The sequence below is a fragment of the Vibrio sp. Vb0888 genome (genome assembly GCF_033338835.1).
Classification (GTDB): Bacteria; Pseudomonadota; Gammaproteobacteria; order Enterobacterales; family Vibrionaceae; genus Vibrio; species Vibrio alginolyticus.
The window spans coordinates 149,326-161,899 of the sequence record NZ_JAWOTL010000004.1 but is presented as its reverse complement, the minus strand read 5'-3'; the positions used below and the strand labels follow the sequence as shown (position 1 = coordinate 161,899).

At 43.6% G+C, this 12,574-nt stretch carries 13 protein-coding genes; 9 read left to right on the top strand and 4 right to left on the bottom strand.

Annotated elements, in window-relative coordinates; all coding sequences use genetic code 11:
* Positions 1–95: 95 nt before the first annotated feature.
* The 7 genes from pabC (at position 96) to R7P72_RS08270 (ending at position 6,788) form a co-directional block, all read left to right on the top strand.
* Complete coding sequence (gene pabC, locus R7P72_RS08300; RefSeq protein WP_065274708.1) at positions 96–911, top strand: aminodeoxychorismate lyase; 816 nt, start codon at positions 96–98, stop codon at positions 909–911.
* Complete coding sequence (mltG, locus tag R7P72_RS08295) at positions 908–1,924, top strand: endolytic transglycosylase MltG (RefSeq protein WP_213907176.1); 1,017 nt, start codon at positions 908–910, stop codon at positions 1,922–1,924. The genes pabC and mltG overlap by 4 nt, the downstream gene beginning before the upstream one ends.
* Positions 1,921–2,553 carry a dTMP kinase gene (gene tmk / locus R7P72_RS08290; protein WP_005387350.1) on the top strand — a complete coding sequence of 211 codons (633 nt, stop codon included), beginning with the start codon at positions 1,921–1,923 and terminating at the stop codon, positions 2,551–2,553. Before mltG ends, tmk begins: the two co-directional genes overlap by 4 nt.
* 24 nt (positions 2,554–2,577) lie before the next feature.
* Complete coding sequence (locus R7P72_RS08285; protein ID WP_017633842.1) at positions 2,578–3,540, top strand: DNA polymerase III subunit delta'; 963 nt, start codon at positions 2,578–2,580, stop codon at positions 3,538–3,540.
* Entirely contained in the window at positions 3,531–4,298 is a 768-nt protein-coding gene (locus R7P72_RS08280; RefSeq protein ID WP_017633841.1) for a TatD family hydrolase, read from the top strand. Before R7P72_RS08285 ends, R7P72_RS08280 begins: the two co-directional genes overlap by 10 nt.
* 444 nt (positions 4,299–4,742) lie before the next feature.
* Entirely contained in the window at positions 4,743–6,173 is a 1,431-nt protein-coding gene (ptsG, locus tag R7P72_RS08275; RefSeq protein WP_005372959.1) for a PTS glucose transporter subunit IIBC, read from the top strand.
* Between the two features lie 213 nt (positions 6,174–6,386).
* On the top strand, positions 6,387–6,788 hold the full coding sequence (locus R7P72_RS08270; protein WP_005372960.1) for a hypothetical protein: 402 nt from the start codon (positions 6,387–6,389) through the stop codon (positions 6,786–6,788).
* Positions 6,789–6,857: 69 nt separating this feature from the next.
* On the opposite strand, the gene R7P72_RS08265 is transcribed toward R7P72_RS08270, so the two are convergent.
* The 3 genes from R7P72_RS08265 to R7P72_RS08255 form a co-directional block, all read right to left on the bottom strand.
* Positions 6,858–6,953 carry a MetS family NSS transporter small subunit gene (locus R7P72_RS08265; protein WP_005372963.1) on the bottom strand — a complete coding sequence of 32 codons (96 nt, stop codon included), beginning with the start codon at positions 6,951–6,953 and terminating at the stop codon, positions 6,858–6,860.
* Entirely contained in the window at positions 6,950–8,416 is a 1,467-nt protein-coding gene (locus R7P72_RS08260) for a sodium-dependent transporter (RefSeq protein ID WP_005372966.1), read from the bottom strand. Before R7P72_RS08260 ends, R7P72_RS08265 begins: the two co-directional genes overlap by 4 nt.
* Before the next feature lie 569 nt (positions 8,417–8,985).
* Positions 8,986–9,576: an outer membrane protein gene (locus tag R7P72_RS08255; protein WP_005372968.1), complete on the bottom strand. Its 591-nt coding sequence runs from the start codon at positions 9,574–9,576 to the stop codon at positions 8,986–8,988.
* 127 nt (positions 9,577–9,703) lie between these two features.
* Here R7P72_RS08255 and R7P72_RS08250 point away from each other — a divergent pair, with 127 nt between their 5' ends.
* Both R7P72_RS08250 and R7P72_RS08245 read left to right on the top strand, forming a co-directional pair.
* The gene (locus R7P72_RS08250) at positions 9,704–9,796 is read left to right on the top strand and encodes a YnhF family membrane protein (RefSeq protein ID WP_005372970.1); all 93 of its coding nucleotides are present in this window, start codon (positions 9,704–9,706) and stop codon (positions 9,794–9,796) included.
* A gap of 44 nt (positions 9,797–9,840) precedes the next feature.
* Positions 9,841–10,992, top strand: coding sequence for a patatin family protein (locus R7P72_RS08245; protein ID WP_005372971.1), 1,152 nt, complete (start codon positions 9,841–9,843; stop codon positions 10,990–10,992).
* A 108-nt stretch (positions 10,993–11,100) separates the two neighbouring features.
* Here R7P72_RS08245 and pyk read toward each other — a convergent pair whose 3' ends face one another.
* Complete coding sequence (pyk, locus tag R7P72_RS08240) at positions 11,101–12,543, bottom strand: pyruvate kinase (protein WP_005372972.1); 1,443 nt, start codon at positions 12,541–12,543, stop codon at positions 11,101–11,103.
* Between the last annotated feature and the right edge of the window lie 31 nt (positions 12,544–12,574).

Here is a 12,574-nt window from a genome sequence, read left to right as displayed (position 1 = left end):
TAATTTAGATAAGCGAAACTTGTATTCTAACGGCTCGATGCTTAGCATTGAGCCGTTTTGTTTTATTTGTTGTCTGCTAATTTGAAGGTACGTGAATGTTTTGGGTAAATGGAGTTCCGCAAACGCATGTAGAGCTAGGTGATCGCTCATTCCAATACGGTGATGGAGGCTTTACCACCATCCTGACCCAAAATGGAGAGTTGGTTTACTGGCAGGAACATACTGAGCGCATGAGTGCTTGCCTTGACGCTTTGAAGATCTCTTCACCTGACTGGAAAGTTGTGCATGATTGGGCAAGCAAAGCGGTTTTATCTGACGCACGAGCGGGGGTGAAGATTCACGTTAGCCGCGGTATTGGCGGGCGAGGGTATAGCCCTAATGGGATTGAAAGCCCTATCGTGACGATTTCCAATTTTGCGTTTCCTTCTCATTATTCATCTTGGCAAGAACAAGGTGTGGACTTGGGCGTTTGTAATACTCGTCTAGGGATTCAACCTTTACTTGCGGGACATAAGCACAACAACCGTTTAGAGCAGATTCTCGCCAAGGCTGAAATCGACAATACAGAGTTTGCAGATGCAATAACGTTAAATGTGCAAAACCATGTCATTGAAACTACAATGGCCAACCTTTTTTGGGTTAAAGGTAATAAAGTATTTACGCCGGAGCTGACCTTATCAGGCGTTACGGGCGTAATGCGTCGTAAGGTGCTTGAGTTACTTAAAGTAAGTCATATTGAAGTCATCGAGGGGCGTTTTATACTTCCAGATTTGCTGAGTGCTGACGAGGCTTTCATGTGTAACTCAATATTAGGTGTCGCACCTATTCGCAGCATAGTGACATCGAACTCTAAGACTATATTTCCGATAGGAAAATTGACTCAACGACTGCAAGGGAATTTAACTACGTGATTAAAAAACTGTTGGCTTTTGTTGTGCTGATCGCAGTGATAGGCGCAGCAGCTGTTTTTTATATAATTTCACAGGCTAAACAATACGTTGAAAAGCCTATTCTATTGGAACAACCTCAGCTGTTTACTGTAGAAAGTGGTACAAGCTTTCATCATGTCATGCGCGTCTTAGTTGAAGATGAGGTGATTGAAACATCGGAGTACATCCGTTTAATTCCTCACTTATATCCAGAATTGTTGCAAGTGCGAGCGGGTACTTACCAACTTGAGCCTGGTATGTCACTTTCGCAAACATTGGAGCATCTGAATACTGGAAAAGAATACCAGTTTGCGATCACTTTTGTTGAAGGCAGCCGCTTTTCTGAATGGGTAGGTCAACTAAAAAGTGCTCCTTATTTAAAGCATGATTTAACCGATCTTTCAGAAAAAGAAATGGCTGCGAAGCTCGGAATTGAGAGAGAAAAGCTAGAAGGGTTGTTTTTAGCAGAAACCTACCATTACACAGCGGGTGCGAGTGAAAGCCAGTTATTAAAACGAGCGCATCGAAAACTCAATAAAATACTGGACGCTAGCTGGGAAGCTCGTCAAGAAAAGCTGCCATTACAGGATAAATATGAAGCCTTGATTCTCGCGTCTATCATCGAGAAAGAGACGGCTATTGATTCTGAGCGTGAGCGCGTCGCTTCTGTGTTTATCAACCGATTGAACAAACGCATGCGGTTACAAACTGATCCGACAGTTATTTATGGTATGGGTGACGCCTACGATGGCAACATTCGTAAGAAAGATTTGCGTACGCCGACACCATATAACACCTATACCATCAATGGTTTGCCACCAACACCGATTGCGATGGCTGGTGAAGCTTCCATTGAAGCGGCTTTGAATCCAGAAAGCAGCAACTATTTATATTTTGTAGCAAGTGGAAAGGGCGGACATGTATTTTCGAAATCCCTTGCTGAGCACAACCGTGCTGTTCGTGCCTATTTAAGAGAACTAAGAAAGAACAAATGATGAAAGCAAACTTTATTGTCGTTGAAGGCCTAGAAGGCGCGGGTAAAAGCACTGCGATTAAAACCGTTTTAGATACGCTAAAAGCGGCCGGTATTGAGGATATCGTAAATACCCGTGAGCCAGGAGGCACACCGCTAGCAGAAAAAATGCGCGCTCTGGTGAAAGAAGAGCACGAAGGCGAAGAACTTAAGGACATGACGGAGTTGCTTCTTCTGTACGCTGCACGTGTTCAGTTGGTTGAGAACGTGATCAAACCAGCTTTGGAAAACGGTCAGTGGGTGGTTGGTGACCGACACGATATGTCGTCGCAAGCTTATCAAGGTGGTGGCCGTCAGATTGACGCATCGTTAATGAAAAATCTCCGGGATACAACGCTTGGTGATTTTAAACCTGCTCTCACTCTCTATATGGATATTGACCCTCGTGTTGGGCTTGAGCGTGCGCGTGGGCGTGGTGAGTTAGATCGTATAGAGAAGATGGATATTAGTTTCTTCGAGCGTACACGTGAGCGTTATTTGGAGATTGCTCATGCCGATCCTTCCATCGTTATCATTAACGCAGAACAGACGATTGAAGGCGTGTCGCGTGATATTCGGGACGCTCTAAACGAGTGGCTAGCTCGTCAATAAGTGAAACGTAAATTTAGGTGACTCATGTTAAATGATTATCCATGGCTACAGCCAATATGGGATAACCTCAAAGTAGGGTTAGAGTCGGACAGAATACCAGGTGCGCTTTTATTACAAAGCGAGCAGGGCTTGGGCATCGAAAAACTTATCGAGTTTTTTAGCCAAGTACTTCTTTGCCAAAATTACGCGAGTGAAGCATGCGGTTTTTGTCATAGCTGCCAGCTAAATCAATCTCAAAACCACCCTGATTTACACTGGATCAAGCCAGAGAAAGAAGGAAAGGCGATAACGGTGGACCAAATTCGCGCTTGTAACCGTCTTGCTCAGGAATCATCTCAGCTTAATGGTTACCGCCTATTTGTAATAGAACCGGCGGACTCTATGAACGAGTCGGCATCGAATGCGCTGTTAAAGACGCTAGAAGAGCCTGGGGCAAAGTGCTTGTTTTTGCTCGTTACCCACAATCAGGAGCGTCTGCTCCCAACGATTCGTAGCCGTTGCCAACACTGGGTTGTTGCGCCTCCGTCAGCGGAACAAGCGATGCAATGGATGCACGAACAAGGGGCGAAGCAAGTTCCTGCTTATGCCTTAAAACTGAATATGGGCTCTCCAATAAAAACATTGGATGCGTTAAATAATGGTGAGCTCGAAGCTTACTTGGCTTTTGAACGCAGTTTTATTAAGGCAATGTCTTCGCCTGTTTCAGACGTTTCTGAGTGTGCTTCTTTAATCGCTAAACACTCAGAGCAATCACTAGACTGGGCATGGTATTTACTGACAGATGCTCAGAAAGCGCAGTTTGGTGTATCAGAAGCTCAAATGCTTCCGGGCGCGACAAAGTTTCAATCGGACAACTATAACGGTTTGTACTCATCAGCGAAGGCGCTGATGAACCTGAAAGCTCAGGTGCAAGCCTTTCCTGGCCTGAACCTTGAGCTACTATCAATGAATTGGTTAATTGAATCACGAGAGGCATTATGTTCGTAGATTCTCATTGTCATTTAGACAAATTGAATTACGACGATCTCCACATCAATGTGGAAGACGTTATTAACAAAGCTAAACAAGCAAACGTAACTGAACTACTTTCTGTTGGAGTAACGCTGGATTCTTTCCCGAAAATGATGGAAATGATCGAGCCTTATGACAATGTTTATGCTTCGTGCGGTGTGCACCCACTTGATGTTGAAAGCGACTTTTCGATGGACGTATTGCGCCACCATGCGTCGAATGCAAAAGTCGTCGCTATTGGCGAAACGGGTTTAGATTATCATTACAAGCCCGAAACGGCCGCGTTACAGAAAGAGCGCTTTGAGCAACACGTTGATCTTGCAGTGGAGCTCAACAAACCTTTAATTATCCATACCAGAAACGCACGTGCGGATACTCTAGATATTTTGCGTAAGGGTGGGGCAGAGAAATGTGGTGGTGTTATCCACTGTTTTACAGAAGATCTTCCATTTGCTGAAGCTGCACTGGAGCTGGGGTTTTATATTTCTATCTCGGGGATTGTTACTTTCCGTCAAGCTACAGAGCTAAAAGAAGTGGTGAAGACTCTACCTTTAGAGAAGCTTCTTATTGAGACAGATTCTCCTTACTTGGCTCCTGTCCCTCATCGTGGCAAAGAGAATCAACCCGCTTACGTTGTCGAAGTCGCTTCTTATATTGCGCAACTCAAATCGTGCTCTCTTTCTGAAGTGGCACAAAAAACCACCGAAAACTTCCGAGATCTTTTTTTGCGATGAAAAAATAATAAGAGCATATAAAAGGAGCTTAGGCTCCTTTTTTGTTGATAAAAGCAACAGATACGCTCACGAGTTTAATGTTTACTAAAAATGTTGATTTAATAACATTCAAAAATCACAAATGTAATTTTGTTACTAAAAATAACATTGAGGCGTATTTTATTTACGCCTTAAAATTAATTATATAAATAATTAATTCTTTATAAAACAGTAATATAAGTGCAATGCAAACCTTTTCATCGGCTGTTTTTGGGTGTGATCCAAGACTTGTTTTGAAACTAAATTTCGTAACTGTGTGGAAAGTTTGAGGGTCATCAATATATATTTAGAGCCGGAAAATATAATGCAGTTGTGGTTACATTTTCATTGGGTGCTAACCTTTAGGCTACGGGGGTGTGCCGTTAGTGCCCAAATAATACTTATAAATTTATCAGGAGCATAAACATGTTTAAGAACCTTTTTGCTAACCTGCAAAAAGTTGGTAAGGCTCTGATGCTTCCAGTATCAGTTTTACCAGTTGCAGGTATTTTATTAGGTGTGGGTGCTGCCCATCTAAGCTTTATTCCAGAGATCGTTTCTAATCTTATGGAACAAGCTGGTGGTTCAGTATTCGGCCAAATGGCACTTCTATTTGCAGTAGGTGTAGCTCTAGGCTTCACTAACAACGACGGTGTTGCAGGTCTTGCAGCTATCGTTGGTTACGGCATCATGACGGCAACGCTAGGTGTAATGGCGGGCGTTATGGGTGTTGAGAAAATCGATACAGGTGTACTAGGTGGTATCCTTGTCGGTGGTGTGGCTGCTTGGGCATTCAACCGTTTCTTCAAAATCCAACTTCCAGAGTACCTTGGCTTCTTCGCTGGTAAGCGCGCAGTGCCAATCATCACTGGTTTTGCTGCGATCATCCTAGGTGTTATCCTTTCTGTTATCTGGCCACCAATTGGCGGTGCAATTTCTGCATTCTCTGATTGGGCTGCACACCAAAACCCACAGCTAGCATTCGGTATCTACGGTGTTGTTGAGCGTTCTCTAATCCCATTCGGTCTACACCACGTATGGAACGTACCGTTCTTCTTCGAAGCAGGTTCTTGTGTTAACGCTGCCGGTGAAGCTCAAAATGGTGTACTAACTTGTTACCTAGTTGCTGATGAAGCATCTCGTGCTGCTGGTAATGGCTTCGGTCAGCTAGCGGGTGGTTACATGTTCAAGATGTTCGGTCTACCAGCTGCAGCAATCGCAATTGCTCATTGTGCTAAACCAGAAAACCGTGCAAAAGTAATGGGTATCATGGCGTCAGCTGCACTGACTTCATTCCTAACTGGTATTACTGAGCCAATCGAATTCTCATTCCTATTCGTTGCTCCGCTACTATACGGTATCCACGCTCTACTAGCTGGTTCTGCATACATCGTTTCGAACACTCTAGGCTTTGTACACGGTACTTCTTTCTCTCACGGTCTGATCGACTTCCTAGTCCTATCTGGTAACGCTCAGAAGATGGTGCTAATGATTGCCGTCGGTCTAGTTTACGCAGTAATTTACTACGTAGTGTTCCGTGGTGTAATCACAGCGCTTGACCTAAAAACACCTGGCCGTGAAGATGAAACGGAAAGTGCAGCTGTAACTTCTGGCTCTGATATGGGCGGTGAACTGGTTGCAGCGTTTGGCGGTAAAGCTAACATTACTGGTCTAGATGCATGTATCACACGTCTACGTGTAGCAGTTGCAGATACAGCAGCTGTTGACCAAGACAAGCTAAAACAACTAGGCGCTGCTGGTGTTGTAGTTGTAGCTGGTGGTGTACAGGCTATCTTCGGTACTAAGTCTGATAACCTAAAAACTGAAATGGATGAGTGGATTCGTAACCACGGTTAATCGCAGTCATTCATAGTAATGCATAAAAGGAGGCTTCGGCCTCCTTTTTTAGTTCCTATTTTATTAACTGACAGTTCCTTTTTTAGTGTGATCCTAAACTCATCTTTACTTTTGTCAGCTTTTTCATACATCGAGCTTACCCATCGTTGACATATTGATATGCCATTATGTTTGAATAGCGAATAATGTTTTTTTGAATAATTGATAACGTGTATGAAGAACAAATTCATTTTAGTTTTGGGACTAGTTTCTAGTACGGCAATGGCGGCAAGCGAACCAACGGATCTATCAGTTGGTATGGCTGTCGATCAACAATTAAGTGTTGTTGTAGAGTTAGATAACAAATATCGTGGCATTATCGGAAACGATGGTATGGCGTTTGATTACATCGCTAAGCGTGGAACATTCGATCAAAACATGCCTGTGACTTGGTATGTCGGCGTTGGTGGCTGGTATGAATGGGATGACGAGTTTGGTGTGAGAGTACCACTTGGTGTGAACTGGGATTTATCACGCGGCTGGGACCTTTATGGCCAAATACACCCAGAGCTAGATCTTTACAAAGGTGCTGACTTGCAACTTGGCGGCGCCGTTGGCATCAAGTACAGTTTCTAGAATTGAACTAATGTATGTATAAAAAAACGCCGGTAACTACCGGCGTTTTTTTGTATGGAACTTAACGTTCTATTGTTTATCCATGGCTCGCTTAATGCAAACGGCAGCGCCGCCCCAAGTGATACCTAAACCAATAACCATCATAATAATTGCGCTGATTGTCATTTTGCTGTCTCCTTGCGGTTCACTGCGTTGATCACTAGACCAAAGATAAAGAGTGCGGCGATAAGTGCCCAGCCTAAAGTTAGATCATAGCCACCGTAGCCTTCAGTAATTAGGGCGTATAGCTTGGTCGCTAAGATAATGGCGAGCATGATTGGTGTAACGAAGCGTAAGCAGATCTCGAACCATTGACCAACAGAGAAATCAGAGCGCTCGTTAACGTAATTACGTACTTCTGGCACGCGCTTCAATAGCCACGCCATCAAGACAATCTCAACCAGACCACCAACCATGATGCCAACGTTGTTTGCAAAGTGGTCTACTAGATCGAGTAGCAGCAGACCGCCATTGGTAGCAAACGCCATAGAGACAACGAAGCCAATACCGATCACAACATTTGCAGCTTTTTTACGGCTCCACTTCAGCTTGTCGATAATGGCTGAAGTTACGGCTTCCATAATTGAAATATGCGAACTTAGACCAGCAACCACCAGTGCAAAGAAGAACAGTGGACCAAGAATATATGGGGCAGGTAGTAGGTTAATTGCCGCAGGTAAAGTAACAAAAGCCAAGCCAACGCCTGCAGATACCACCTCTGTTAACGGCTTACCTTGCTCTTGAGCCATGTAACCCAATACTGAGAAGATCATGATGCCGGCTAGGATCGAGAAGCCACAGTTGATCAACACGGTCATAAACGCGTTATTCGTTATGTCTGACTTTTCTGGTAGGTAGCTAGAGTAAGCTAGCATGATGGCGAAGCCGATACTTAGCGTAAAGAAGATCTGACCATATGCCGCTGCCCATACTTTCACATCCCAAATTTTGCTGAAATCGGGTTCGAACATGTAGTTCACGCCATCTAGAGCTCCTGGCAAGAAAATCATACGTCCGATTAAGAAAATCACCATCAAGAATAGGATTGGCATCATAATTTTAGATGCTCGTTCAATTCCTGATTTCACGCCTTTGGCAATGGCGGTGTAAGTAATTGCCCAAGCAATTACCATGGATAAAGCAATCTTCCATTGAATACTGCCTAAGTCTGTTGGTGAGTTGTCACCTAGCTTTAGGTATTCACTAAAGAAAAATGCGTTGGTATCGGTTCCCCAACCTTGAGTGAACGACAACCCAAAGTAAGAAATCGACCAACCGATAACAGCCACATAGTAAACGGCAATAACTGCAGCCACACCAACTTGGAACCAGCCAAGCCATTCAAATTTAGAATGAATTTTCGCAAGTGTTTTTGGTGCCGAGCCTCGGTATTTTTGTCCCATACTGAACTCAAGGATCATAAATGGAATACCGGCAGTGATCATGGCAAAAATGTAAGGAATAAAAAATGCGCCGCCACCGTTTTCATAGGCCATGTATGGGAAACGCCAAATGTTTCCCAAACCGATAGCAGACCCAACTGCTGCTAAGATGAATCCCGCCCGGGATCCCCATTGTTCTCGCTTCATATTTGACTCCTATAAGACTCCCTGAGGAATGAAGCTCTCTACGTAACACAGTAATAATTGCGCAAATAGTTGGAAGAAAGGACCGCTGTTATCCATCAGCTTTTCTATCCTTAATTCTAACTTCTTATAATTTTGTAGAGCTATATTCTGGCTACTGTAAGAGAAAGTAGATTATTAATCTTAAAATTTTGATGTGTGTTTGATAAAACTGAAATATTTATCTGTTTTCACTGATCAGACTAACTTCTAATAATACTTAGCGCAATAGAATCTAAATGTTAATTCAGATGCGTTGTCTGGTTTTAATCTTGTTAAATTTGAGTTTGATTGTGGTTTTATGTGGGTGTGTGGTTGTTTGTCTGGAATAAATGACTGGGATCTAATAATTGCTTTGGTGTTTAAGACTATTTTGATTAATTAGGGCGTACGGCTATCTTTTGTGCACCTATCTAGATGATGCTTCGTTACTTTGCCAAACAATGGTGTTTAGACGATATCCTTTATCGGCTCTGTGCAGGACTCGTTCAGCGTTCTTTGTGACGAGTCCTATAAAGGAACATGCATAAAAATTAGAAGCGGAAACTAAAACCGACATTTGATTGGAATTGGTTCATCCAATCAGTATCGAACTTAATGATACAGTTTGAGCCGTCATTAGGTAGAGTACAGGCGCCAGATGTATCGTTATCAACGACCGTTCCTAACCATCTCAGTTGGGCTGTTAATGCAAAGTTCTTTGAAAATTCATATTCCAGCCCTGCAAAAGCGCTAGCCGAAAATCCGTATTTTTTGTCTACCCAATCCACATCGGCGTAAGAAGCGCCCAAACCTACACCGATATAGGTTTGCCATTTTTCTGCGACAGGATAGTACATGCTGCTTTGGAAGTGCAGATAATGGATATCTGCCGAGTTGGACAGCTTTTCAAGTTCCGTCGATTGATTGGAGTAAAACAATCCGATCCTTCCTTTTTCTAAGGGAGTCTCGACTGAAAGAGCGTAATTCACTGCGGGGTCGAGATCGTATGTATTACCACTTTCATCCTCTACTTGGCCGCCTCCTGTATAGCCTATGTATGGTGTAACGATGATATTCGCTTGTGCATTGATAGCAGTACTCATCATCATGATTCCTACTAGCCAGCTGAGTTTTTGGTTCATGCCCTATCTCCTTATTATGACTAAGCTAATTGTGATGGGTTAGTCAAAATTGCGCGACTAAATTAAGCAAATCTTGAACATATTTCACACCGGTGTTATTAATTTGTTACATATTAAGGAGGTGTTTATGGAACACGATCTAAAATCCGCATTAATCATTGTGGTGACTGTTTTTGCAGTGCTTTTGTCATTTGGCATCATTGCTATTACAACAGCTTAAGATAACCACTTTTACCAAACGTTTTAACAAAACGGCGTGAGCCTATGATACGTAACAGCGGTATAATCACAGAAAGCCATGCAGAGCTTGATGTAAAAGTTTATGAGCACTTTAGGCATGGTAAAACTGCTTTAGTCACGCAAGGTGGAGGGCAGAGAGGGATTTTTACCGCTGGCGTTTTAGACGCCTTTTTACTTTCCAACTTCGATCCTTTCGATGAATTCTATGGCACCTCTGCCGGAGCACTTAACTTATGTTCTTACTTGTGTCGTCAACATGGCATGGGCAAAGCTTTTATTACCGAGCTGACAACGTCTCCTGAATTTTTTAATCTGTTTCGCTATATCCGAAAGCAGCAGTACTTAGGTTTAGAGTGGGCATTAGAACGGATTCAAGATTTCCCATACAAGCTTGACCTTGATTTAGGTCGCAGTGCATTGGGAAAACGAGGGGCGTTTGCTGCGGTAACGAATATAGAGACGCTATCAGATCAATATCTACCAATCTTGGATGACTCGTGGTTTAACACTATGCTAGCGACATGTGCGATTCCCAAGTTATATCACGGACCTGTCGACGTAAATGGCAATAAGTTTGTGGATGGCGGCGTGTCTGCCTCTATCCCTGTTCAAGAAGCGTGGCGTCAGAATGCTCGCAACATTATTGTCATTCGCACAGAGCCGTTTTCAGAGATTGAAGCGAGAGCCCAAAGTGAGGTGGGGGATGTGCCTGTCGAATGGTATCGGGAGTCTATCAACTCAGTACAGCAATCATGGCAGCAAAAAGTGAATCAGTGGAAGCTGGATTGGGCGTCGTTCTTCCAACAAAAAATTAATGCAGCACATCAATCGAAGCTTGCAGGGAAAATGCTGTTAAATGGAGGCCGTTGGTTGTTCGGTGCCGATAACTTGTATCGTTTAAGTCATCTGATTGGTGAGAATTTTGATTCAGGTTTAGCCGACATGCTGATGATTCATTATCAAACATTTGAGCTCACTCAGGCCTTTATATCTGCTCCACCTGACGACACTTTTATTTTACAAGTTGCGCCTAAAGAGGGACTTCGTTCTTCTTCTTTGTTAAGTGACCAAGAGTCACTAGAGCATGACTATCAACTTGGGCTTCAAGCTGGGTTTAACCTAGTTCAACTCTATGACCAGCTGGATGTTGAAATTGATGGTAGAGAGAGTGCATAAACCTTCTTACGTTCACGATGTGCGCAATATACAAAGCATATAAATAAGGCTCCATTTTCGGAGCCTTATTTGCGGGTTCTTGTGGTTAACTCCGGTTAGGTATAACGACTACGCTTGTAGAATGCGCATGCAGTTGGTTGAGCCAACAACATCCATTACATCGCCTTGAGTAATAATGACTAAATCACCTTTGTGCAAGAACCCTTGCTCTTTAAGGCTAGTAATCGCTGCTTGAGCCGTTGGTAAACCCGCATCACTTTTTGACTCGAAATATACAGGTGTCACGCCTCGGTATAATGCTGCTCGATTTAGTGTCGATTCATTCCGTGATAAGGCAAATATTGGCAAGCCAGAGCTTAAGCGAGACATCATCAACGCAGTCCTGCCGGACTCAGTTAACGAGATCATCGCTTTAATTCCTTCCATGTGATTCGCAGAGTACATGGTTGCCATTGCGATGGTTTCTTCAGCGGTTTCGAAGGTTCTATCTAAGCGATAGGTTGATAGACTTGCCTCCGACATTTTTTCTGCCCCCACACATACTTCGGCCATGGATTTGACCGTTTCTACAGGATATTTACCTGCAGCGGTCTCTCCAGAAAGCATCACCGCGTCAGTGCCGTCTAGAACCGCATTGGCCACATCCATCACTTCAGCACGCGTTGGCATTGGGCTAGTAATCATGGACTCCATCATTTGTGTCGCAGTAATCACGATACGGTTTAAACTGCGTGCGCGGCGAATCAGTTTTTTCTGGACACCTATGAGCTCAGGGTCACCGATTTCTACACCAAGGTCACCACGTGCAACCATCACCACATCGGATGCGAGAATAATGTCGTCAATAGACTCATTGGTCGCGACGGTTTCTGCTCGTTCGACTTTAGCCACTAACATGGCTTCAAGGCCTGCATCTCTGGCTAAGCGTCGAGCGTAATGCATGTCTTCGCCGTTACGCGGGAATGAAATAGCAAGGTAGTCTACTTGAATTGCTGCGGCGGTAAGAATGTCGGCTTTATCTTTCTCTGTGAGCGCATCGGCTGACAATCCGCCGCCTTTTTTGTTGATCCCTTTATTGTTGGACAGTGGACCACCGACAATCACACGGGTATGAACTTTATTACCCTCTACTTTGGTAACTTGCAGCTGAACGCGTCCATCATCGAGTAATAAAATGTCATTTGGTGAAACATCTTGCGGTAGTTCTTTATAATCTAACCCTACAGATTCTTGATTGCCTTCACCTTTTGGTAAATCACTATCTAATGTGAATTTATCGCCCACATTCAAAATGACTTGGCCGTCTTTAAACGTTGATACACGGATTTTAGGGCCTTGTAAGTCACCAAGAATTGCAACCTGACGCCCAAGTCTTGCTGCAATGGTACGGACTTTGTTCGCACGTTGAATGTGGTCTTCACTGGTTCCATGTGAAAAATTCATACGGACAACGTTTGCACCGGCTTTGATGATCTCCTCAAGTATATTGTCCTTATCCGTTGAAGGACCCAGCGTAGTGACAATTTTTGTTCGTCTTAATTTGGAAGTCATAGATTCTCCGATGAATGTGTGTGTACAGGTA